General features: G+C 62.6%; 18 protein-coding genes. 15 read left to right on the forward strand and 3 right to left on the reverse strand.

Annotated features, from left to right (window positions below; genetic code table 11):
- The first annotated feature begins 40 nt into the window (after window positions 1-40).
- The 4 genes from ACX3OZ_RS15100 to ACX3OZ_RS15115 all read left to right on the forward strand — a co-directional run bounded on the left by ACX3OZ_RS15100 (window position 41) and on the right by ACX3OZ_RS15115 (window position 6,068).
- Entirely contained in the window at window positions 41-2,950 is a 2,910-nt protein-coding gene (locus ACX3OZ_RS15100; protein WP_459104811.1) for an insulinase family protein, read from the forward strand.
- Between the two features lie 129 nt (window positions 2,951-3,079).
- A complete protein-coding gene (locus ACX3OZ_RS15105; protein ID WP_459104812.1) occupies window positions 3,080-4,078 on the forward strand; it encodes a ligase-associated DNA damage response exonuclease in 999 nt (332 codons plus the stop codon).
- Window positions 4,075-5,652, forward strand: a complete 1,578-nt coding sequence (locus ACX3OZ_RS15110) for a cisplatin damage response ATP-dependent DNA ligase (protein ID WP_459095549.1) — start codon at window positions 4,075-4,077, stop codon at window positions 5,650-5,652. Before ACX3OZ_RS15105 ends, ACX3OZ_RS15110 begins: the two co-directional genes overlap by 4 nt.
- A gap of 134 nt (window positions 5,653-5,786) precedes the next feature.
- Window positions 5,787-6,068: a UvrB/UvrC motif-containing protein gene (locus ACX3OZ_RS15115; RefSeq protein ID WP_459095550.1), complete on the forward strand. Its 282-nt coding sequence runs from the start codon at window positions 5,787-5,789 to the stop codon at window positions 6,066-6,068.
- On the opposite strand, the gene ACX3OZ_RS15120 is transcribed toward ACX3OZ_RS15115, so the two are convergent.
- Both ACX3OZ_RS15120 and ACX3OZ_RS15125 read right to left on the reverse strand, forming a co-directional pair.
- Window positions 6,065-6,457 (reverse strand): MerR family DNA-binding protein, encoded by a 393-nt coding sequence (locus tag ACX3OZ_RS15120; RefSeq protein WP_459095551.1) that lies wholly within the window; start codon window positions 6,455-6,457, stop codon window positions 6,065-6,067. The two genes, ACX3OZ_RS15115 and ACX3OZ_RS15120, sit on opposite strands and share 4 nt — an antisense overlap.
- Window positions 6,454-8,169: a long-chain-fatty-acid--CoA ligase gene (locus tag ACX3OZ_RS15125; protein ID WP_459104813.1), complete on the reverse strand. Its 1,716-nt coding sequence runs from the start codon at window positions 8,167-8,169 to the stop codon at window positions 6,454-6,456. Before ACX3OZ_RS15125 ends, ACX3OZ_RS15120 begins: the two co-directional genes overlap by 4 nt.
- Before the next feature lie 345 nt (window positions 8,170-8,514).
- Between ACX3OZ_RS15125 and ACX3OZ_RS15130 the strand changes: the two genes are divergently transcribed.
- The 9 genes from ACX3OZ_RS15130 to ACX3OZ_RS15170 all read left to right on the forward strand — a co-directional run bounded on the left by ACX3OZ_RS15130 (window position 8,515) and on the right by ACX3OZ_RS15170 (window position 20,373).
- Complete coding sequence (locus ACX3OZ_RS15130) at window positions 8,515-10,983, forward strand: acyl-CoA dehydrogenase (RefSeq protein ID WP_459095553.1); 2,469 nt, start codon at window positions 8,515-8,517, stop codon at window positions 10,981-10,983.
- A gap of 64 nt (window positions 10,984-11,047) precedes the next feature.
- Window positions 11,048-13,009 carry a 3-hydroxyacyl-CoA dehydrogenase NAD-binding domain-containing protein gene (locus ACX3OZ_RS15135; RefSeq protein WP_459104814.1) on the forward strand — a complete coding sequence of 654 codons (1,962 nt, stop codon included), beginning with the start codon at window positions 11,048-11,050 and terminating at the stop codon, window positions 13,007-13,009.
- A gap of 2 nt (window positions 13,010-13,011) precedes the next feature.
- Window positions 13,012-14,295 carry an acetyl-CoA C-acetyltransferase gene (locus ACX3OZ_RS15140; protein WP_459095555.1) on the forward strand — a complete coding sequence of 428 codons (1,284 nt, stop codon included), beginning with the start codon at window positions 13,012-13,014 and terminating at the stop codon, window positions 14,293-14,295.
- Entirely contained in the window at window positions 14,292-14,453 is a 162-nt protein-coding gene (locus tag ACX3OZ_RS15145; RefSeq protein ID WP_459095556.1) for a hypothetical protein, read from the forward strand. The genes ACX3OZ_RS15140 and ACX3OZ_RS15145 overlap by 4 nt, the downstream gene beginning before the upstream one ends.
- Window positions 14,454-14,798: 345 nt before the next feature.
- Window positions 14,799-16,415 carry a peptide ABC transporter substrate-binding protein gene (locus ACX3OZ_RS15150; protein WP_459095557.1) on the forward strand — a complete coding sequence of 539 codons (1,617 nt, stop codon included), beginning with the start codon at window positions 14,799-14,801 and terminating at the stop codon, window positions 16,413-16,415.
- A 108-nt stretch (window positions 16,416-16,523) separates the two neighbouring features.
- On the forward strand, window positions 16,524-17,447 hold the full coding sequence (locus ACX3OZ_RS15155) for an ABC transporter permease (RefSeq protein ID WP_459095558.1): 924 nt from the start codon (window positions 16,524-16,526) through the stop codon (window positions 17,445-17,447).
- Window positions 17,447-18,367 (forward strand): ABC transporter permease, encoded by a 921-nt coding sequence (locus tag ACX3OZ_RS15160; RefSeq protein WP_459095559.1) that lies wholly within the window; start codon window positions 17,447-17,449, stop codon window positions 18,365-18,367. Before ACX3OZ_RS15155 ends, ACX3OZ_RS15160 begins: the two co-directional genes overlap by 1 nt.
- On the forward strand, window positions 18,368-19,351 hold the full coding sequence (locus tag ACX3OZ_RS15165; protein WP_459104815.1) for an ABC transporter ATP-binding protein: 984 nt from the start codon (window positions 18,368-18,370) through the stop codon (window positions 19,349-19,351).
- Window positions 19,351-20,373 (forward strand): ABC transporter ATP-binding protein, encoded by a 1,023-nt coding sequence (locus ACX3OZ_RS15170; RefSeq protein ID WP_459104816.1) that lies wholly within the window; start codon window positions 19,351-19,353, stop codon window positions 20,371-20,373. Before ACX3OZ_RS15165 ends, ACX3OZ_RS15170 begins: the two co-directional genes overlap by 1 nt.
- A 31-nt stretch (window positions 20,374-20,404) precedes the next feature.
- Here the strand turns inward: ACX3OZ_RS15170 and ACX3OZ_RS15175 are convergent, their stop codons facing one another.
- Window positions 20,405-20,920, reverse strand: coding sequence for a response regulator (locus tag ACX3OZ_RS15175; RefSeq protein WP_459104817.1), 516 nt, complete (start codon window positions 20,918-20,920; stop codon window positions 20,405-20,407).
- A 214-nt stretch (window positions 20,921-21,134) separates the two neighbouring features.
- On the opposite strand from ACX3OZ_RS15175, the gene ykgO reads away from it, so the two are divergent.
- Both ykgO and ACX3OZ_RS15185 read left to right on the forward strand, forming a co-directional pair.
- On the forward strand, window positions 21,135-21,260 hold the full coding sequence (gene ykgO / locus ACX3OZ_RS15180; protein ID WP_046139985.1) for a type B 50S ribosomal protein L36: 126 nt from the start codon (window positions 21,135-21,137) through the stop codon (window positions 21,258-21,260).
- Window positions 21,261-21,411: 151 nt separating this feature from the next.
- Complete coding sequence (locus tag ACX3OZ_RS15185) at window positions 21,412-22,098, forward strand: outer membrane protein (RefSeq protein ID WP_459104818.1); 687 nt, start codon at window positions 21,412-21,414, stop codon at window positions 22,096-22,098.
- Window positions 22,099-22,103 lie beyond the last annotated feature (5 nt).

Genomic DNA, 22,103 nt, shown 5'->3' on the forward strand with positions numbered 1-22,103 from the left:
CTACCTTGTGCCGAACACTAGAACCTGCCGAGTTATCTCCATGTCCCAGCACGAAGCCTTCGACCTCATCCGCGACGAACAGATCGCGGAGGTGAATTCGCGGGCGCAATTGTTCCGGCATAAAAAGACCGGGGCCGAGGTGCTGAGCCTGGTCAATGACGACGAGAACAAGGTGTTTGGCATCACCTTCAAGACGCCGCCGAGCGACTCGACCGGCATTGCCCATATTCTGGAACACTCGGTGCTGTGCGGGAGCCGGAAATATCCGGTGCGCAAGCCGTTTGTGGAGCTGATCAAGGGAAGCCTGAACACCTTCCTCAACGCCATGACCTTTCCGGACAAGACCGCCTATCCGGTGGCCAGCCAGAATCTGAAGGATTTTTATAATCTGGTGGACGTGTATCTCGATGCGGTGTTTTTCCCGCTGATCACCGAGGATACGTTCCGGCAGGAAGGCTGGCATTACGAGCTGGAGAACACCGCCAGCCCGCTGGTGTATAAGGGCGTGGTGTTCAACGAGATGAAGGGCGTGTTTTCCTCGCCCGATGCGGTGATGCGCGACCTGTCGCAGCGCTCGCTCTATCCCGATGTGACCTATGGCAAAAGCTCGGGCGGCGACCCTAAGGCAATTCCGGCGCTGAGCTACCAGCAGTTCAAAGCGTTCCACCAGACCTATTATCACCCGTCCAATACGCGAGCGTTCTTCTCGGGCGATGATGATGCCGGAGAGCGGCTGGCGATTCTGGATGCGTATTTCAGCCAGTTCGAGCGGGCGCCGGTGGATGCCGAAGTGAAATTGCAGCCGCGCTTCAATGCGCCGCGCAGCATCGTCGCCACCTACGCCGGCACCAAGGAAGCGGGCAAGGTGCGCGACGGCATGGTGTCGGTCAACTGGATGCTCGATCCGCCCGCCGACCGCGCCGAAGTGCTGAGCCATGGCATGCTGAGCTATCTGCTGGCTGGCAATCCGGCGGCGCCATTGCGCAAGGCGCTGACAGAATCGGGGCTGGGCGAGGGCATGACCGGCGGCGGCATCGGCGCCGGGCTGCGCCAGCCGATGGCCAGCTTTGGTATGAAGGGGATCGACCCGGCCGACGCCGAAAAAGTCGAGTCGCTGATCCTCAAGACGCTGGGCGAGATTGCCGAGACTGGCTTTGCTGCGGATCAGCTGGAGGCGGCGGCCAATACGTTTGAGTTCTCGTTGCGCGAGAACAATACCGGCTCGTACCCGCGCGGCATGATCTACATGTTCAACGCGCTGGGGGTCTGGCTGCATGACGGCGATCCGCTGGCGGCGCTGCATTTCGAAGAGGCGTTGACGACGCTGAAGCAGCAGGCTGCTGCGGGGCATTTCGAAGCCGAAATCCGCCGTCTTTTCCTCGACAATACGCACCGCACCACCGTGACCCTGAGCGCCGACCCGGAGCAGGGGGCGCGCGAGGTGGCCGACGAGGTGGCGATGTTGGCCGGGGTGCGGCAGGGGCTGGATGGGGCGGCGCTGGAGGCGACGGTGGCCGAAACCGTTCGGCTCAAGGCGCTGCAGGAAGAGGTGGATGATCCGGCCGAACTGGCCAAGATTCCGACGCTGACGCTGGGCGATCTGCCGCGCGAAAGTCGCACGGTGCCAATCGATATCGGCACGCTGGGCGGGGCGCGGCTGTTCAATCACGAACTACCGACGCTGGGGATCGTCTATCTCGATCTGGGGTTCGATCTGCATGTGCTGGATAAGGGCCTGTTGCCTTATCTGCCACTGTTCGGGCGGGCTCTGTTGCAGACCGGGACCAGCAAGGAAGATTTCGTGTCGCTGACGCAGCGCATCGGGCGGTCGACGGGCGGCATTGCCCAGCATCGGGGCCTGTCGACGCTGCAGGGCGGCGAGGGGAGTGCTGCGTGGTTCTTCCTCTCGGGCAAGGCGGTGCCGGACAAGCTTGAGGAAATGCTCGCCATCATGGGCGACGTGTTGCTCGATGCGCAGCTGGATAATCGCGAGCGCTTCCGCCAGATGGCGCTGGAAGAAAAGGCCGGCTTCGAAGCGCGGCTGGTGCCAAGCGGCAATGCCATTGTAGATATGCGGCTGAAATCCGGGCTGACCGAGGCGAGCTGGATTGCCGAGCAATTGGGCGGGGTGAGCTATCTGCAATTCCTGCGCGGGTTGGTGACGCGGATCGATAGCGATTGGGACGGGGTGGCGGCGACGCTGAAAACCATCCGCGACCGGCTGTTCAATCGTGGGCGAATGGTGGTCAATGTGACCGCCGATGGGGCGCTGCGGGAGCGGGCACAGGGGGAGCTTGCCGGGTTCCTTGGGCGGCTGCCGAATGCGGAGGTGGGGCTGGCCGACTGGAGCGTGAAATTTGCGCCGAAGTCGGAGGGGCTGATCATTCCGGCGCAGGTCAATTATGTCGGCAAGGGCGCCAATTTGCGGGCGCTCGGGTTTGAGCTGACCGGGGCATCGAGCGTGGTGCTGAAGTTTTTGAATACCACCTATCTGTGGGACAAAATCCGGGTGCAGGGCGGGGCCTATGGCGGCTCGAGCCGGTTTGACCTGACCAGCGGGAATTTCTCGTTCCTGTCGTACCGCGATCCGAATTTGCTCAAGACGCTGGATGCCTATGACGGGGCTAGCAAGGCGCTCAATGCCGGGATCGGCGCCAATGATCTGACGCGCTCGATCATCGGGGTGATCGGGGATGTGGATGGTTATGAATTCCCCGATGCCAAGGGCTATTCCTCGATGTGGCGGCAGCTGACCGGGACGACAGACGCGATCCGCCAGCAGCGGCGCGACGAGATTTTGAGCACCACCGAGGCCGATTTCAAGCGGCTGGCCGAGGCCGTGGACGCGGTGGCGCGGCAGGGGCATGTAGTGGTGCTGGGCGGCGAGGCGGCGATCACGGCGGCCAATGCGGAGCGGCCGGGGCTGCTGGATGTGACCAAGGTGATGTGAGGGAAAGATGGATTGCCCGGACAGGCCGGGCAATGACGCTGTGGCACGATCTCTCCCCAGCGTCATCACCGGGCTTGTTTTGGTGATCCATTTTCGAACCACTTGCGCTGAACTGCGTTAGTCTGGGCCATGGCCCAGATCCTTGATCATCAGCTGCATATTCGGGCGATTGATGCCTATATCGATCCGGCGGTGCCGCGGGAGCGGGCGATTATTACCCATGGCCATGCCGATCATGCGCGGGCCGGGCATGGGGCAGTGCTGGCGACGCCGGATACCATTGCCATCATGCAGACACGCTATGGCGCGGATTGCGCCGGGCGGTTCGAGCCGCTGGAATTTGGCGTGCCGCTGCGCATTGATGATGTCACCATAACGCTGGTGCCGGCCGGGCATATTCTGGGTTCGGCACAGGTGCTGGTGGAGCAGGCCGGGCAGCGCGTGGTGGTCACCGGCGACTATAAGCGGCTCGCCGACCGCGCGGCGCAGCCCTATCAATTGGTGCAATGCGACCTGCTGGTGACCGAGGCGACATTTGGCTTGCCGGTGTTCCAGCATCCCCATCCCAGCGTCGAAATTGCGCGGCTGTTGCAGTCGGTGGCCGACCAGCCGGAGCGGGCGCATCTGGTGGGGTGCTATGCGCTGGGCAAGGCGCAGCGGGTGATCGCGCTGCTGCGCGACGTCGGGTGGGACCAGCCGATTTATCTGCATGGGGCGATGCTGCGGCTCTGTGCGCTGTATGAGGAACTCGGCGTGTCGCTCGGCGAGTTGCGGCCGGCGCTGGATGTGCCCAAGGCGGCGTTTGCCGGGCAGATCGTCATCGCGCCGCCCTCGGCCATTCGCGACCGCTGGAGCCGACGCTTTCCCGATCCGGTGACCTGCCAGGCGTCGGGCTGGATGAGCGTCAAGCAACGGGCCAGGCAGGCGCTGGTGGAATTGCCACTGGTAATTTCGGACCATTGCGACTGGGGCGAACTGCTGCAGACCGTCAAGGAAACCCAGGCGGAAACCGTGTGGGTGACGCATGGCCGTGAGGATGCGCTGGTCTACTGGTGCCGGACGCAGGGGCTTCAAGCTGAGCCGCTCAATATCCAGGGCTTCGAGGACGACGGCGGGGAGGAGGCATGAAGCGCTTTGCCCAATTGCTGGAGCTGCTGGCGCTGACGCCATCGCGCACCCGCAAGCTGACGGCGCTGACGCAGTATTTTCGCGAGGTGCCGGACCCCGATCGTGGTTATGCGCTGGCGGTGCTCACCGGGGCGCTGAGTTTCCGCAATGTGAAGCCGGCGCTGCTCAAGGAGATTGTGCTGGCCGAGGTGGACGAGACGCTGTTCGCCATGAGCTACGACTATGTCGGCGATCTGGGCGAGACCATCGCGCTGATCTGGCCGCATCATGGCGCGATGGGCGATCTGCCGTCGCTGACCGATCTGATCGAGCTGTTCAACACCACCTCCAAGAGCGAATTGCCGAAGCTGATCGCCGGGCTGCTGACGCAGGCGGGGATCAATGAGCGTTGGGCGCTGGTGAAGCTGGCAACGGGAGCGCTGCGCATCGGGGTGTCAGCGCGGCTGGCCAAGACGGCGCTGAGCGAGATGAGTGGCGTGCCGGTGCAGGAAATCGAGGAGGTCTGGCACGGCATCAAACTGCCCTATTTGGAGCTGTTTGCCTGGCTGGATGGGAAGGCCGCGCGGCCCGATATCGATCAGTCGGCGCGGTTTCATCCACTGATGCTGAGCAATCCGATTGATGAGGAAAAAGATCTGAGTCGGCTCAATCCCGGGGATTTTTCGGCGGAGTGGAAATGGGACGGCATCCGGGTGCAGCTGGTGCTGGGCGGGGGGACGGTGTCGCTGTTTTCGCGGACGGGGGATGATATCGCGGCGGCGTTTCCCGACATTGTGGACAATGTGCAGGGCATTGCGGTGCTGGATGGCGAATTGCTGGTGGGCAAAGATTTTGAGCCGGGCTCGTTCAATGATTTGCAGCAGCGGCTGAACAAGAAGGTGGCGTCGGCAAAACATCTCAAGGAGAGCCCGGCCTTTATCCGGCTCTATGACATGCTGTTTGACGGGCGCGAGGATGTGCGGGTGTTGCCCTGGACCGAGCGGCGGGCGCGGCTGGAGGCGTGGCTGTTGGCCAATCCCCAGACGCGGCTGGATCTGTCCGAGGTGCTGCCGTTTGCCGATTGGGACGCGTTGGCGCGGTTGCGGCGGCAAGGGGCGGATGAGCATGGGCATGAGGGGGTGATGCTCAAGCTCAAGACCTCGCCCTATGTGCCGGGGCGGCCCAAGGGGTTCTGGTTCAAATGGAAGCGCGATCCGAATGTGGTGGATGCGGTGCTGATGTATGCGCAGCGCGGGCACGGCAAGCGCAGCTCGTTCTATTCGGACTACACATTCGGTGTGTGGAAGGGCAACGAGATCGTGCCCATCGGCAAGGCGTATTTCGGCTTTACCGATGAGGAACTAAAGCTGCTGGATAAGTGGATCCGGGCCAATACGGTGCAGGCCTTTGGGCCGGTGCGCGAGGTGAAAAAGGAATTGGTATTCGAGGTGGCGTTTGACTCGGCGCAGGTGAGTGCACGGCATAAGTCGGGGGTGGCGCTGCGGTTTCCGCGGATTAGCCGGATAAGATGGGACAAGCCGGCGAGCGAGGCGGCGACGCTGGAGGATATGGCGGTGTTTGTGGCGGCCACTTAACGCCCCCACGTCATTGCGGGCTTGTCCCGGCAATCCATGCGGTGCTTTGGTCAACCCGCAGGTTGGATCACCGGGACAAGCCCGGTGATGACGGTGGGGTGAGATCGAGAATCCCACCAAATACAGGAGGCATGATGTCATCACGGAGCATTCATGAGCGGCTGCTGACGCTGGACAAGCAGATGCAGGCTGCGGCCGACGCCATGGATTTTGAGGAGGCCACGCGTCTGCGCAACGAGATAGCGCGGATCCGGGGCGAGGCCCCGGTGCAGGAGGGTGATCCGGATACCGTGACCGTCAGCCAGCCGCCGCCGGGGGCGATGGGGCTGGGCACGCAGGTGCCGGTGCGGCAGCCGCCCAAGGGCTGGGTGAAGCCGAAAAAGCCGGATTTTATGACAAAAGGGCGGAAGCGCTAGCCCGCTTTCACCAGCCGCTCATCGGCCAGCTTCTTGATCTCTTTCAATTCCGAAATGGTGGTCTGGAGGTCTTCGAGCTGGGCTTCGAGGGAGGCCAGGCGCTCGTCGACCTTGCCGATCAGCAGGTGGACCTGCTGGCTGCGGTTGGCGTCGTAGAGGCTGAGATAGTCGGAGATGTCGCGCAGCGAAAAGCCGAGGCGCTTGCCGCGCAGGATCAGGATCAGCCGGGCGCGGTCGCGCCGGCGAAAGACGCGGGTGGCGCCGACTCGTTCGGGCGACAGCAGGCCCTTGGCTTCGTAGAAGCGGATGGCGCGCGTCGAGATGCCGAACTCCTTGGCGAGGTCGGCAATGGCGAACAGGTCGCGGTTTTCGGCTTCGGGGCGGTTCACGGTTTGGCTCTTGTCTGGGCGTATTCCTCGCGCAGCTCTTTCTTGGAGAGCTTGCCGATCAGCGTCTTGGGGAGGGCGTCCTTGAAGATGATTTCCTTGGGCATTTCAATCTTGTTGAGGCGCTCGGCGAGGAATTTCTTCAGCGCCTCCTCGGTCACGGACTGGCCGGGCTTGAGTTTGACATAGGCGACGGGCGCCTCGCCGCGATATTCGTCTGGCACGCCGATGACGTTGGTTTCCTCGACCGCCTCATGGGTCATCAGCGCTTCCTCGATGGTGCGCGGATAGACGTTAAAGCCCGAGCAGATGATCAGATCCTTGATGCGGTCAACGAGGAAGACATAGCCGTCTTCGTCCATATGGCCGACGTCGCCGGTGCGCAGCCAGCCATCCATGAAGGCGGCCTCAGTGGCGGCGGCGTCGTCGAAATAGCCAACCATGACCTGGGGGCCCTTGACCTGCAATTCGCCATCTTCGCCGATGCTGACCACCTTGCCGCTGTCGATATCGACAAAGCGGATATCGGTGGCGGGGAGCGGCAGGCCGATGGACATCGGCTTGGAGGGGGAGCGTAGCGAGGCGCAGCAGACCACCGGGGAGGCTTCGGTCAGGCCATAGCCCTCGGCCAGGATGGCCTTGGATTTGTGGGCGAAGGCGTTGCGCACTTCATCGGGCAGGGCGGCGCCGCCGGAAATGGCGACTTCCAGACTCGCCAACTGCTCGGCGGTGACATGGCCGGCGCGGGCAACCGCATTGAGCAAGGTGGGCACGGCGGGCAGCACGTTGGCGCGGGTGCGGGCGAAGACGTTGAGCAAGGCCTTGAGCTCGAAGCGCGGCAGCATCACCACCTGGGTGCCGTTGCAGAGCGGCACATTCATGCACACCGTCATGGCGAAGATGTGGAAAAACGGCAGCACGGTGATGACCTTGGAAGGCGGGTAGAACAGCCCATCACCCCATTTGTCGATCTGGCTCATATTGGCGGCGATATTGGCGTGAGAGAGCAAGGCGCCCTTGGGCACACCGGTGGTGCCGCCGGTATATTGCTGCACGGCGATATCGTTGAGCGAGTCGATGACCACGGCGTCGGGCGTTTCATGGCGCGCGATCATGTCGTGAAACAGGGTCACCTGGCTGCGGACCGGCGAGGCGCCGAGGCGGGCCAGATCCTTGCGCTTGGCCACCGAAAACAGGAATTTCTTCAGCAGCGGCAGCGCGTCGGGGAAGTGACACACCACCAGGGATTTGATGTGGCCGGCCTCGACCAGTTTTTCGGCCTTTTCGTAGATCGACTGCAGATCGAGCGTGATCATCACATCGGCGCCGGCATTGGAGGTGATGTGGCTCAACTCGTGCACGGTATAGAGCGGGTTGCAGTTGACGACGATGCCGCCGGCGCGGAGCACGGCGTAATAGGCGATGGGATAGAAGGGCGTATTGGGCAGCATGATGGCGACCCGCGTGCCCTTCTTGACGCCAAACTGGCGCTGCAGCGCGCCGGCAAAGGCGATGATCTTCTTGGCGAGGTCGCCGAAACTGGTGGTGTGCCCAAGAAAATCCAGCGCCACGGCGGAGGGATTGCGGGCGCAGGCGGCCAGCACCTGCTCATGCACCGGCCGCGTATCGATCGGGGTGTCCCAGACAATGCCGTCGGGATAGCTGGCGATCCAGGGGCGGAGCGGAGCGGCGGCGGTGTCGAGCGTCGTGGCCATGGATTCCTCCGGGGTGCCGGGTTCGGCGTGCGGGCTTTGTCGCCCTTTGTCTGTGACGAATATTTCATGGCTTTACGTTAGCGTCAAACGACTGCCCGAACTTCCGAGCAACTGATGCGTTGAGGGGACAGCACATCACGGAGATCGGTGAATCCGACGTAATGGACAGTTGGTTGACGTATAGGTAAAGCTTGCTAGACTGCGCTCAACAAATATGGGCGGGTCGCGCTATGATCCCGGCGCGGCGGCCCAGCGATCAAGTCGAACGATTCGGCCTCTGGTCACAGGTTCTGGGATGAGGCGCTCGGCCCGTGGTGGCATGAGCGACACCAAGGAGGGCATGAAGTGACCTTTGCGCTGATCTTGATTGCACTGGTGGCGTTTGCCGTGTTGGCGATGCGGGAATCCTCGCTGCGCGACTGGGGCGTGGTGGTGCTGGTCATCGGCATCCTGTCGCGCTTCGGCACCAATGACGCCGGCTTTGCCATGGCCACCGACATTGTGGGTTGGGTGCTGGCGCTGCTGCCCGGCGCGATCTTGCTGTTGCTCAGTGTTACCGCCATCCGCAAGCCGCTGCTGACCACGCCGATCTATGGTGCGGTCAAAACCATCCTGCCCAAGGTCAGCCGCACCGAGCAGGAAGCGCTGGACGCCGGCACGGTTGGCTGGGACGCCGAGCTGTTTTCGGGTCGTCCGGACTGGACCAAGCTGACCTCGATCCGCCCGCTGACGCTGACAGCGGAGGAGCAGGCGTTTCTGGACAACCAGACCGAAACTGCCTGCCAGATGATCGACGACTGGGACATCCGCAATAATCGCGCGGACCTCTCGCCTGAGCTGTGGCAGTACCTCAAGGACGAAGGCTTCCTCGGCATGCTGATTGCCAAGGAGCATGGCGGCCTGGGCTTTTCGGCGCAGGCGCAGTCGATGATCGTCTCCAAGATCGCCAGCCGTTCGGTGGCGACCGGCATCACCGTGATGGTGCCCAATTCGCTCGGGCCGGGCGAATTGCTGGAGCGCTATGGCACGCCGAGCCAAAAGGAAAAATATCTGGGCCGGTTGGCGCGCGGGCAGGAAGTGCCCTGCTTTGCACTGACGGGCGTGCATTCAGGGTCGGACGCCGGCGGCATGCGCGACTATGGCACCGTGACCAAGGGGATGTATCAGGGCGCCGAAGTGCTCGGCGTGAAGCTGAGTTTTGACAAGCGCTACATCACCCTGGCGCCGATCGCCACGCTGGTGGGGCTGGCCTTCATTCTGCAGGACCCGGATAATCTGCTGGGTCGCGGCAAGGAAATCGGCATCACGCTGGCGTTGGTGCCACATGACCATCCCGGCATGGAAATCGGCCGCCGGCACTATCCGGCGCGGCAGGCCTTTATGAATGGCCCGGTGCGCGGCACGGATGTGTTTATTCCGATGGAATTTCTCATCGGCGGCACCGAATTTGCCGGCCAGGGCTGGCGCATGCTGATGGAATGCCTGTCCACTGGGCGCGCCATTTCGCTGCCGGCTATCGGTTCCATTTCGATCAAGCAGACGCTGCGCACCACCTCGGCCTATGCGCGGGTGCGGCGGCAGTTCGGCATTCCGGTCGGTATCATGGAAGGCGTGGCCGAGCCGCTGGGCGAGATGGTCAAGCGCGCTTACACCTTTGAAGCCGCGCGTAGCCTGACCGCCTCGATGGTGGATGAAGGCCAGCGCCCGGCAGTGATTGCCGGCCTGCTAAAATACACCACGACCGAAGCCATGCGCGACAGTATGGACGACGCTTTCGACATTCATGGCGGCCGCGCCATTCAGGACGGCCCGGGCAATTATCTGTTCGGCGCCTATATGGCGCTGCCGGTGGCGATCACGGTGGAAGGGGCCAATATCCTGACCCGTACGCTGATGACCTTTGCCCAGGGCGTGCTGCGGGCACATCCCTATCTGCTCAAGGAAGTGGACGCGGCGCAGAACAAGGATCGCAAGCAAGGGCTCGACCAGTTCGACCTGGCCTTCGGCGGGCACACCAAATTCATGCTGCGCAATATCGTGGCTAGCCTGCTGCATGGGCTGAGCAATGGTGCGTTTGCCAGCACGCCCAATCAGGGGCCGATGGCCCAGTGGTATCGCCGGCTGCACCGCTATGCGCAGGATTTCGCGCTGGTGGCGGATTGGACCACGGTGTTCCTGGGCGGGGCGCTCAAGCGCAAGCAGAAGATTTCGGGCCGCATGGCCGATATCCTGAGCGACCTCTATCTGATGTCGGCGACGCTGCGGCGGTTTGAAGATGAGGGCCAGCTGGCCGAGGACAAGGAACTGGTCGACGCCATCATGGCCGACCGGATCGCCGCGATGGAAAAGAGCTTTGGCGAGGTGTTCGCCAATTTCCCCAATCCGGTGTTTGCCTGGGCGATGCGGGTGCTGTGCTTCCCGCTGGGGCGGCATGCCCAACCGGCCAGCGATCGGGTGAATTACCGCTTCGTGCGCGCGGTGCTGCGGCCCGGCGCGTTCCGCGACCGGCTGACCACGGGGGCCTATATCTCGTTTGACCCCAATGACATTACCGGCGTGCTGGAAGATGCCTTCATCAAGGTGACCGAGGCCGAGGAAATCGAGGCACGCTTCGTCAAGGCGGCCCGCAAGGGCGTCATCGAGCGTCGGCTGGATCGCGATGCGATTGACGACGCGGTGGCGGCGGGGGTGCTCAATGCCAATGAAGGCGGCATCATGCGGGCGGCCGACGAGGCGACCGACCGCGTGGTGAAGGTGGATGATTTCGCCATGGATGAACTGGTCGAGGGTAAGGACCGGGCGGCGGCGGAGTAGCCCGCCAGCCCTCCCTCTCGCGGGGAGGGAGGCGGTCCGGTGATGAGGAATTCGAGGAGCAAGCATGATCCAGCCGCAAATGCCTGAAACCAAGCATTGGAGCTTCCACCGCGATATCGAGAATATCGGCTGGCTCACCATCAACACGCCGGGCGCCCCGGTGAATGTGCTGAGCCGCGAAGCGATCATGGAGCTGGAAACCCTGATCGGACGCGTCGAGGAACTGGCGCAGACCGGTGAACTGATCGGCGTGGTGCTGCTTAGCGGCAAGGATAGCGGCTTTATCGCCGGGGCCGATGTCAGCGAATTCGATGCGATGAGCGATTTCTCGGTGCTGCCGGAAGCGCTGAAGCGCACCCATGCGCTGTTCGCCCGCATAGAAAAGTTGAAAATTCCGATGGTGGCCGGCATCCATGGCTTCTGCCTTGGTGGCGGGCTGGAGCTGGCGCTGGCGTGCCACTACCGGATCGCCGTCAACAACGACAAGATCCGCATCGGCTTTCCCGAGGTCAATCTGGGGCTGTTCCCGGGCTTTGGCGGCACCGGGCGGAGCATCCGCCAGGCCGGACCGGTCGATGCCATGCAAATCATGCTGACCGGGCGGATGCTCAAGGCCGGGGCGGCGCGCGGCCTGAACCTCATCGACAAGCTGGTGCGCCACCGCGACATGCTGCATTGGGAAGCGCGCAAGGCGGTGTTGCAGAAGCGCAAGTCGGTGCCGGCGCCGATGGTCAAGCGGGTGATGGCGATGGGGCCGTTGCGGAGTTATGTCGCCAACAAGATGCGCGACGAGACCAAAAAGAAGGCGAGGCCCGAGCATTACCCGGCGCCGTTCGCGCTGATCGATCTGTTCGAGCAGCATGGCAATGACTGGCAGGCGATGATCCGCGGCGAGATTGCCGGCTTCGTGCCGCTGATGGGTAGCGACACTGCGACCAATCTGCGCCGGGTGTTCTTTGCTTCGGAGGCGTTGAAAAAGCAGGGCGCCAAGGGGCAAAAATTTGCCCGGGTGCATGTGATCGGGGCCGGGGTGATGGGCGGCGATATCGCCGCCTGGTGCGCGCTGCGCGGCATGAGCGTAACGCTGCAGGATCTCGACGTGGAGCGCATCCAGCCGGCGCTGGATCGCGCCAAGAAGCTGTTCAAGAAATGGCTGAAGAAAAAGCATCTGGTCGATGCGGCCGTGCTGCGGCTGGAAGCCGACCCGAGTGGCAAGGGCGTCGGCCGTGCCGATGTGATCATCGAAGCGGTGGTGGAAAAGCTCGAGGTCAAGCAATCGATCTTTGGCGGGCTGGAAGACCAGCTCAAGCCGGGTGCGATCCTGGCCACCAATACCAGCTCCATCGAACTGGAGCGGATTGCCGAGGTGCTGAAAGATCCGGCGCGGCTGATCGGGCTGCATTTCTTCAATCCCGTGGCGCAGCTGCCGCTGGTGGAGGTGATCCGCTCGAGCTTCAATACTGACGAGCAGATCGGCAAGGGCGCAGCTTTTGCGCTGGCCATCGGCAAGTCGCCGGTGGTGGTGAAATCGGCGCCGGGTTTCCTCGTGAACCGGGTGCTGATGCCCTACATGCTGGGCGCGGTGCAGCGGGTGGAAGCCGGCGAAAGCAAGGAACTGCTCGACGCGGCGGCAGTGGCGTTCGGCATGCCGATGGGGCCGATCGAGCTGATGGATACGGTTGGGCTCGATGTCGGAAAATCGGTGGCGACCGAGCTGGGCCATGCGGTGCCGATCGAGAGCAAATTCGCCATGCTGGTCAAGGACGGAAAGCTCGGCCGCAAGACTGGCGAGGGCTTTTACAAATGGGTCGATGGTAAGGCGCAAAAGGGCGAGACCCCGGCGCATGCTGATCTGGGCGGGCTGGGCCGGGAACTGGTGAAGCCGCTGGTGGATATGACTGAGGTGGTATTGGCCGAGGGCGTGGTCGCCAATGATGGGTTGGCCGATATCGGGGTGATTTTGGGCACCGGATTTGCGCCGTTCCTCGGCGGACCGCTCAAGGCGCGCAAGGATGGGAAGGCATAGAGATGACTGAACTTCGCAGGGTCGCCATTGTCGGGTCGGCGCGCATTCCGTTTGCGCGGGGCAATACCGCCTATGTCGAGGAAACCAATCTGTCGCTGCTCGGCACCGTGCTGGGCGGGCTGGCGGACAAATTTGGCCTCAAGGGCGAAAAGATCGACGAGGTGGTGGCGGGCGCGGTGATCAACCATAGCCGCGACTTCAATCTGGCGCGCGAGGCGGTGCTGGATGCGGGGTTTTCTCCGCGCACGCCCGGCACGACCATGCAGATCGCCTGTGGCACCAGCCTGCAGGCGGCGCTGATGCTGGCCGGCAAGATCGCCTCGGGCGAGATTGACAGCGGCATTGCGGCGGGGTCGGACACGGTCAGCGATAGCCCGATCGTGTTCGGCAACAAGTTTCAGCACCGGCTGCTGGAGGTGAACAAGGCGCGCAGCGCCGGCGAGAAATTCAAGGCGTTCAAGGGCTTCTCATTTGGCGAACTGACCCCGGTGGCGCCCTCGGTCAACGAGCCGCGCACGGGCATGTCGATGGGCCAGCATTGCGAGTTGATGGCGCGCGAATGGGGCATTGGTCGCGAGGCGCAGGATGCGCTGGCGGTGGCTAGTCACCGCAATGCGGCAGCAGCCTATGATGAGGGCTTCCATGACGATCTGCTGGTGCAATGCGCCGGTCTGGTGCGCGACAACAATGTGCGGGCCGACGCCAATATCGAAAAGATGGCGACGCTGAAGCCGGCTTTCGACAAGGCGAGCGGCCGCGGCACGTTGACGGCGGGCAATTCGACGCCGCTGACCGATGGCGCATCCTCGGTGCTGCTGGCGAGCGAAGACTGGGCGCGGGCGCGCGGCCTGCCGATCCTGGCCTATCTCACCACTGGCCGGGTGGCGGGCAATGATTTCGCCCATGGCGAGGGGCTACTGATGGCCCCGACCATTGCCGTCAGCGAAATGCTGGCGCGACGCAATCTGGGCTTTGCCGATATCGACTATTTCGAGCTGCATGAGGCGTTTGCGGCGCAGGTCCTGTGCACGCTGAAAGCCTGGAATGATGCGGAATACTGCAGAAATGTGCTGGGGCGCGATGCTGTGCTGGGCCCGGTCGACCCGGCCAGGATCAACGTCAAGGGCTCGAGCCTGGCCTATGGGCACCCGTTTGCCGCCACTGGCGCGCGTATTCTGGGGCTCACCGCCAAACTGCTCTCGACGGAGCCGGGAAAACGCGCTTTGCTCAGCGTCTGTACTGCCGGCGGCATGGGTGTCGCTGCATTGGTTGAAAGTGCCGCATGAGCGATAACGTCGTCAAATTCCGCCCGATCGAGAAAAAGCCGGACCCGCAACAGCCGAAGAAAGAACCAGGCGTGCCCGGCTGGGTGCCGTGGGTGGGGCTGGTCGTGGTTGGGGTGGTGATCTACGGGTTGCAACAGGCCGGGATGCTCGGCGCTTGACAGCGGCGCGCTCCCTCCGGGGCCTGTTGCTTAACTCCAGTATCCAAAATGCGGTGTCATCACGGACTTGAGCCGGGATTCGTCTCGAGATGGGGTACGTCAGTACCTCGCTATCCATATCGTCGCCGCCGCGCCGCGCTGGCGGGGTGTACAGTGTGTTAATAATTGGGCGGACCTTGACGCTTAGGTCAATGTTTTGCTTGTCAGTGGACGGAATAGCGTAATACCGTCCAGCAATCTTGATCGAGCGGTCAAACCGCCGGCCACGAGACCATAAAATCCGCAGCAGTATGACTGCGGGAAAAAAGACGAATTTCAGGACTTCCACAAGGAGATGGGACGATAATGAAACTCAAGCAAACCCTGACCGCGGTAGCGACCGCCGGCGCAATGGCGCTGCTGATGAGCAGCACGGCCTCGGCAGTGACGCTCAACGTGATGAATGGCTCCGAACCCGGCTCGATCGATCCGCATCAGGCATCGGGTGACTGGGAAAACCGCATCATCGGCGACTATATCGAAGGGCTGATGGCTGAAGACGCCGACGCCCAGTTCATTCCCGGCCAGGCCGAGAGCTACACCATCTCCGATGATGGCCTGGTTTACACCTTCAAGCTGCGCGACGGCATTCAGTGGTCGGATGGCGTTCCGGTAACGGCCGGCGACTTCGTGTTCGCCTTCCAGCGCCTGTTCGATCCCAAGACCGCTTCGGACTATGCCTATCTGCAGTTCCCGATCCTGAATGCTTCGGAAATCGCCGAAGGCACCGTGACCGATTTCAGCGAACTGGGCGTCAAGGCGCTCGACGACAAGACTGTCGAAATCACGCTGGAAGGCCCGACCCCGTTCTTCCTGCAGGCGCTGACCCACTACACCGCCTATCCGGTTCCCAAGCATGTGATCGACAAGGTCGGCACGGAATGGACCAAGGTCGCCAATATCGTCTCCAACGGTCCCTACACTCCGGTGGAATGGGTGCCGGGCAGCGTCATCAAGTCGGTCAAGTCCGAGACCTACTGGGATGCCGCCAATGTGCAGATCGACGAAGTGAACTACTTCGTGCAGGAAGATCTGGCCGCCGCCCTGTCGCGCTATCGCGCCGGTGAATATGACATCCTGACCGACATTCCGTCCGACCAGGCCGAGTGGATCAAGACCAACCTGCCTGGCCAGGATTACTTCGCCCCGTTCCTGGGCATCTACTACTACGTGATCAACCAGGAAAAGGCGCCGTTCGACAATGCCGACGTGCGCAAGGCGCTGTCGATGTCGATCAATCGCGACGTGATCGGCCCCGACGTGCTGGGCACTGGCGAACTGCCGGCCTATGGCTGGGTGCCGGAAGGCACTGCCAACTACGAAGGCGTGCCGGTTTATCAGCCGTCCTGGATCGGCCTCTCCTATGAGGAGCGCGTTGCCGAAGCCAAGACGATCATGGAAGGCCTTGGCTATACCTCGGCTAACCCGCTGCCGGTTCAGCTCAAGTACAACACCAATGATAACCACCAGCGCATCGCCGTGGCGATCAGCTCGATGTGGGAGCAGATTGGCGTGAAGACCGAGCTGTTCAACTCCGAAACCGCCGTGCACTACGATAGCCTGCGCGCCGGCGACTTCGAGGTTGGCCGCGCTGGCTGGCTGCTCGACTATTCGGACCCGTCCAACACGCTCGACCTGCTGCGCACCGGCATCACGCAGGACGGCGCCATGAACTGGGGCAACAACTACGGTCGTTACTCCAACCCCGAGTTCGATGCGCTGATGGATCAGGCCACCACCGAACAGGATCTGGCCGCTCGCGCCCAGATGCTCGGCAGTGCCGAAAAGATCGCGATGGATGAAACTGCCGCGTTCCCGATCTACTGGTACATCGCCCAGAACGTCGTGTCCCCCAAGGTCACCGGCTTCGTCAACAATGCGTCGGACGTTCACCGCACGCGTTGGCTGACCAAGGCCGAGTAGTCTTTGTAAAACCACGCGGCGTCGCCCCTTGGGAGGGGCGACGCCGTTTATTTATCCGCCAGTCGACGCGCGATGCCGCAGCGCGGTGGATGTGAAAGGTCCGGACCCATGTTTGGATATGTTACGCGGCGCGTGCTGTCGGCCATCCCGATCGCGCTGATTGCCGTGACTGCCTGTTTCTTCATTCTGCGGCTGGCGCCCGGCGGTCCCTTTGACGGGGAACGCGCGCTGCCACCGATCACGCTGGCCAATCTACGGGCGCACTACAATCTCGACCTGCCGCTGATCCAGCAATATTTCATCTATGTCGGTCGGCTGCTGCAGGGCGATTTCGGGCCGTCGATGGTCTATAACGACTTCACCGTGGCTGAGATGCTGTGGATTGGCCTGCCCTTCACGCTGACACTGGGCCTGTCGGCCTTCGTCATCGGCACGGTGGTGGGGCTGGTGGCCGGCGCGCTGTCGGCGGTCAACCAGAACACCTGGCCGGACTATGTGCTGGTGATGATCGTGGTGGTGGGGCTGGTGGTGCCCAACTTCCTGATGGCCTCGGTGTTGCAACTGCTCTTTGGCGTCTATCTCGGCTGGCTGCCGGCCGGTGGCTGGTTGCACGGCTCGATCCCCCATCTGGTGTTGCCGATCACCGTGCTGGTGCTGCCCCATGCGGGGCGGACGGCACGGCTGATGCGCGGCTCGATGATCGAGGTGCTGAGCACCAATTATGTGCGCACCGCCAAATCCAAGGGCCTCGGCCAACGCCTGATCCTGGCGCGCCACGCCATCAAACCGGCGCTGCTGCCGGTGGTGTCCTATCTCGGACCGGGCCTCAGCTATCTGCTTACCGGCTCGCTGGTGGTGGAACAGATCTTCGCGCTGCCGGGCATCGGTCGCTATTTCATCAGCGCTGCGCTCAACCGCGACTACGGTCTCGTGCTGGGAACGACCATTCTCTACATGTTCGTCATCCTGGCGGTGAACCTACTGGTCGATATCATCTATGCATGGCTCGATCCCAAGGTGAGGTACAGCTGATGGCCGGTATTACTGGCAAGGACGCGCTCCTCACCGAGTATGCGCGCAAGCTCGAAACGCTCGACGCCCCCAAGGGGCGTTCGCTGACCCAGGACGCGGTGCGGCGCCTGCGCCGCAATAAGGCGGCGGTGCTGTCGATCTTCGTGGTCGGCTTCATCATCCTGTTTGCGTTTGTGGGGCCATATCTGCTGCCCTGGACCTATGACAAGATCGACTGGAGCGGCATCCGCAAGCCGCCCAATTTCGAGGCCGGGCACTTTGCCGGCACCGACCAGAATGGCCGCGACATGCTGGCCCGCATCATGCAGGGCACGCAGATGAGCCTGATCGTGGCCGGCGTCGCCACGCTGGTCTCGGTGATCATCGGCGTCATCTATGGCGCGATCGCCGGCTATTTCGGCGGCAAGGTCGACGCCATGATGATGCGCTTCGTCGACATCATGTATGCGCTGCCCTACATCCTGTTCGTCATCATCCTGGTGGTGATTTTCGGGCGCAATCCGGTGCTGCTGTTTGTCGGCATCGGGTGCCTCGAATGGCTGACCATGGCGCGTATCGTGCGCGGGCAGACGCTGTCGATCAAGCAGCGCGAATTCGTCGAGGCGGCCAAGGCCGGAGGCGCCAAGCCGCTGACCATCATCTTCCGCCACATCGTGCCCAATCTGACTGGGCCGGTGGTGATCTATGCCACGCTGACGGTTCCCGAAATCATCCTGACCGAGAGCTTCCTGTCCTATCTAGGCCTGGGTGTGCAGGAGCCGCAGACCTCGCTGGGCACGCTGATCTCGTTCGGTTCGCCGGTGGCTGAAACACTGCCCTGGATGCTGATCGGGCCGGCCGTGGTTCTGGTGAGCCTCTTGCTCTGCCTGACCTATATTGGTGACGGGTTGCGTGACGCGCTGGACCCCAAGGATCGATAGATGAAACAAGTCCTCAAAGTCGAAGACATGTCGGTCACGTTCGAGCTGCACCAGAGCGAAGTGCATGCCGTGCGCGAAATGAACTTCACCCTCGCCGAAGGCGAGACCCTGGCGGTGGTTGGCGAATCAGGCTCGGGCAAGAGCCAGGCTTTCCTCGCCATCATGGGCCTGCTGGCCAAGAATGGCCGGGCCGCGGGTCGCGCCATGATGGGCGACATCAACCTCATCGGCATGCCGACGGGGCAATTGGATAAGTATCGCGGCAAGGATATCGCGATGATTTTCCAGGACCCGATGACGTCGCTGAACCCGACGCTGAAGGTCAAGACGCAGTTGGCCGAAGTGCTGGTCAAGCATCGTGGATTCGACAAGGCCAAGGCGGTCAAGACCTCGATCGAGATGCTGGAGCGGGTCGGGATCCCCGAACCGGTCAAGCGCGCCAATGCCTATCCGCACGAGCTTTCGGGGGGCATGCGGCAGCGCGTGATGATTGCCATGGCGCTGCTGTGCCAGCCCAAAATCCTGATCGCCGACGAGCCGACCACGGCACTCGACGTGACGGTGCAGGCGCAGATGCTCGATCTGTTCAAGACGCTGACCGAGGATTTCGGGACGTCTCTGGTGCTGATCACCCACGATCTGGGCGTGGTGGCCGGCGTCGCCGACCGGATGATGGTGATGTATGGCGGGCGCGCGGTGGAGAAGGGGGCGGTCGACGATCTGTTCTACGATCCGCGCCATCCCTATACGCTGGGCCTGCTGCATTCGACCCCGCACATCGCCAAGCGCCAGGCGCGGCTCGATCCGATCCAGGGCCTGCCCCCCAGCTTGGAAAACCTGCCCAAGGGCTGCGCCTTCAATCCGCGCTGCGCCTTTGCCTTTGACCGGTGCCTGGTGGAGCGGCCGCCGCTGACCACTATCGGCGGCGACCGGGAAAAGGCCTGTTTCTACGAAGGGCCGATGGCCTATGGAAAGGTCGCCTGATGGACCAGACCCCGATCAATCTGCTCGAAATCAAGGACCTCAAGAAGACCTTCTCGCTCGCCGGGGCTGGCTTGTTCAGCCGCCGGCTGACGCTGACGGCGCTGGAGAATATCAACTTCACCATCCGCCAGGGCGAGACGCTGGGCATTGTGGGGGAAAGCGGCTGTGGCAAGTCCACGCTCGGCCGCTGCATCCTGCAATTGCTGGCGCCCGATGAGGGACAGGTGCTGTGGCTGGGGCAGGATCTGACCCGCCTGCCGGCCGAGGAAATGCGGCTACGCCGCGCCGATCTGCAGATCATTTTTCAGGATCCGCTGGCCTCGCTCAATCCACGGCTGACGGTGGGGGAGATCATTGCCGATCCGCTGCGGGCGCTGCGGCCGGAAATGAATGGCGAAGAGCGGCGCGCGCGCGTGCTCAAGACCATGGAATCGGTCGGGCTGCTGCCCGAGATGATCAACCGCTATCCGCACGAATTTTCGGGCGGGCAGGCGCAGCGCATCGGCATTGCCCGGGCGCTGATCACCGAACCCAAGCTGATCGTCTGCGACGAGCCGGTCTCGGCGCTGGACGTGTCGATCCAGGCGCAGATTCTGAACCTGCTGGCTGAACTCAAGGATGAGTTCGGGCTGACGCTGATCTTCATCTCGCACAATCTCTCGGTCGTGCGGCATGTGTCGGACCGTATTCTGGTGCTGTATCTCGGGCGCATCGTCGAACTGGCGATAGGCGACGAGATCTACGACGATCCCAAGCATCCCTATACGCGGGCACTGCTGACGGCGGTGCCGATTCCCGACCCCAAGCTGGCGCGGCAGCGCAATATCGATGCGCTGAAGGGGGAAATTCCCTCGCCGATCAACCCGCCCTCGGGCTGCACCTTCCGCACCCGCTGCCGTTTCGCCAAACCCTATTGTGCCGAAAAGCGTCCACCGCTGGAAATGATCGAAGATGGTCGGCTGGTAGCCTGCCACCGCTGGCGCGAAATCGAGGTGCCGGGCGAGGCAGTGCTCGGCGGCTAGGAGGCTTCGCCTCGGGTGCTTGCAGTCTGCGTCACCTTTCCCCTCGGGGGAGGGGGGGCGCCATCACTTCGCGCCGATCGTTGTCCCCCACATCCAACACCTTACGGCGGCGGTCGGGGCCTTGGTAAGCGGCGGCGTCGATGAAGTCGCGCGGATGGGCCTCGATGCTGAGCAGGCGGGTCTGCAGGTGGTTGGCGGCGAAAGGTTTGCGCAGGAATTCGGTGACGCCGGCGTCGCGGGCCTCGGCAATGCGCTTCGCGTCGGGTGCGGCGCTCATCATGATGATAGGGATGTGGCGATTCTGGCTGTCGGTATTGGCGCGCAGCTTTTTGGTGAAGGCGACGCCGTCGAGGCCATCAAGGGCATCGTCGATGACCAGCACGTCAAAGACTCGGCGATTGAGCTCGGCCATGGCCCGGTTGGCATCATAGGCCTCGCGGATGTCGCGGCGGCCCAGGCCGCGTAGCATTACGGCGACGAGAGCGGCCATATGCGCGGAATGGTCGGCGACCAGCACGCCGTGTTTGGTGATTTCTTCGTTGGCCATGGCGTTTGCCTGCCTCATAATCGGCAATAGGCACAGTAGCTTAGCTTTGCGTATAGGGCGTTAATGGCGGCGCGGCACCGAGACCGGGGAAAAGCGACGTCGGAAGGCAAATTCACTGGGTGTTGCGCGTTGACAGGCAAAGCCGTTTTCCCTATGTATGCCCCCAAGTTTCCGGGCGCTTGGCGCCTCTTTTGTTCGATCCGAGGATACATAGATGAAAGTCCGCAACTCGCTGAAGGCGCTGATGACTCGCCACCGCGCGAACAAGCTCGTCCGCCGTCGCGGCCGGGTTTACATCATCAACAAGGTCGACAAGCGCTTCAAAGCCCGCCAGGGCTAAGAGTGCCTGCACCTGCTAATCTGAAAAAGCCCGCGTCAGCGGGCTTTTTTGTGCCTGCTCGCGCCAGGACGACGGTGAGGCCATAACGGCTTAGCGGGTCGTTAACCATAATTCTTCATCGTCATTCTATTGCAGATGAAAGGGATTGGGGATGCGCAAGACTTTGGGCGTGGTGGCGACAATAGCAACGCTGGTTACTCCGGCACTCGCTGCCGATCTAATAATTGATACGCCGTATAGTTACACCGATGCCGGCTTTGACTGGAATGGCTTTTATGCCGGTCTGGCGGGCGGCTATGGCAGTGGCACGACCCGCTCGGTTGGCGATGTCACCGGGGTGATCACCGATACGCCGGTCAGTGGCGGCCTGCTCGGCATCACGCTGGGCGGTAATGTGCAGTATGACGCCTTCGTGCTCGGCCTTGAAGGCGATGTGCTCTGGTCGGGAATGAGCGGCACTGCAGCCTGTATCGGGGCGCCAGCCTATAGCTGCAATGCCAGCGTGGACTGGATGGGCAGCTTGCGCGGGCGGGCCGGCTTTGCCATGGACAATGTGCTGCTCTTCGCCACCGGCGGCCTGGCTATCGCCGGCGGCAAGGGGACCATCACCCCGACTTTCCCAGGCACGACCAGCACGTTCAGCGATACTTTCGTTGGCTGGACGCTCGGCGGCGGCGTTGAAATGGCCGTTACCGAGGCGATCTCGGTCAAGGCCGAATACAGCTTTGCCAATTTGGGCAGCCGCACCGCCCCGATCGGGACGCTGGGGACCATCCAGAGCTACACCGTGTCGCCGGTGGTGCATGCGGTCAAAGTGGGCGTGAACTTCCACTTCTAGGCGGC

The sequence above is a fragment of the Devosia sp. A369 genome (genome assembly GCF_054489345.1).

Bases quoted from the DNA above. Each gene is read 5' to 3' on its own strand.
- ACX3OZ_RS15110 (WP_459095549.1), top strand. From the start codon at position 4,075: ATGAAGCGCTTTGCCCAATTGCTGGAGCTGCTGGCGCTGACGCCATCG.
- ACX3OZ_RS15115 (WP_459095550.1), top strand. From the start codon at position 5,787: ATGTCATCACGGAGCATTCATGAGCGGCTGCTGACGCTGGACAAGCAG.
- ACX3OZ_RS15175 (WP_459104817.1), bottom strand. From the start codon at position 20,920: ATGGCCAACGAAGAAATCACCAAACACGGCGTGCTGGTCGCCGACCAT.
- ACX3OZ_RS15125 (WP_459104813.1), bottom strand. From the start codon at position 8,169: ATGGCCACGACGCTCGACACCGCCGCCGCTCCGCTCCGCCCCTGGATC.
- ACX3OZ_RS15185 (WP_459104818.1), top strand. From the start codon at position 21,412: ATGCGCAAGACTTTGGGCGTGGTGGCGACAATAGCAACGCTGGTTACT.
- ACX3OZ_RS15100 (WP_459104811.1), top strand. From the start codon at position 41: ATGTCCCAGCACGAAGCCTTCGACCTCATCCGCGACGAACAGATCGCG.
- ACX3OZ_RS15105 (WP_459104812.1), top strand. From the start codon at position 3,080: ATGGCCCAGATCCTTGATCATCAGCTGCATATTCGGGCGATTGATGCC.
- ACX3OZ_RS15165 (WP_459104815.1), top strand. From the start codon at position 18,368: ATGAAACAAGTCCTCAAAGTCGAAGACATGTCGGTCACGTTCGAGCTG.
- ACX3OZ_RS15135 (WP_459104814.1), top strand. From the start codon at position 11,048: ATGATCCAGCCGCAAATGCCTGAAACCAAGCATTGGAGCTTCCACCGC.
- ACX3OZ_RS15140 (WP_459095555.1), top strand. From the start codon at position 13,012: ATGACTGAACTTCGCAGGGTCGCCATTGTCGGGTCGGCGCGCATTCCG.
- ACX3OZ_RS15155 (WP_459095558.1), top strand. From the start codon at position 16,524: ATGTTTGGATATGTTACGCGGCGCGTGCTGTCGGCCATCCCGATCGCG.
- ACX3OZ_RS15150 (WP_459095557.1), top strand. From the start codon at position 14,799: ATGAAACTCAAGCAAACCCTGACCGCGGTAGCGACCGCCGGCGCAATG.
- ykgO (WP_046139985.1), top strand. From the start codon at position 21,135: ATGAAAGTCCGCAACTCGCTGAAGGCGCTGATGACTCGCCACCGCGCG.
- ACX3OZ_RS15160 (WP_459095559.1), top strand. From the start codon at position 17,447: ATGGCCGGTATTACTGGCAAGGACGCGCTCCTCACCGAGTATGCGCGC.
- ACX3OZ_RS15170 (WP_459104816.1), top strand. From the start codon at position 19,351: ATGGACCAGACCCCGATCAATCTGCTCGAAATCAAGGACCTCAAGAAG.
- ACX3OZ_RS15145 (WP_459095556.1), top strand. From the start codon at position 14,292: ATGAGCGATAACGTCGTCAAATTCCGCCCGATCGAGAAAAAGCCGGAC.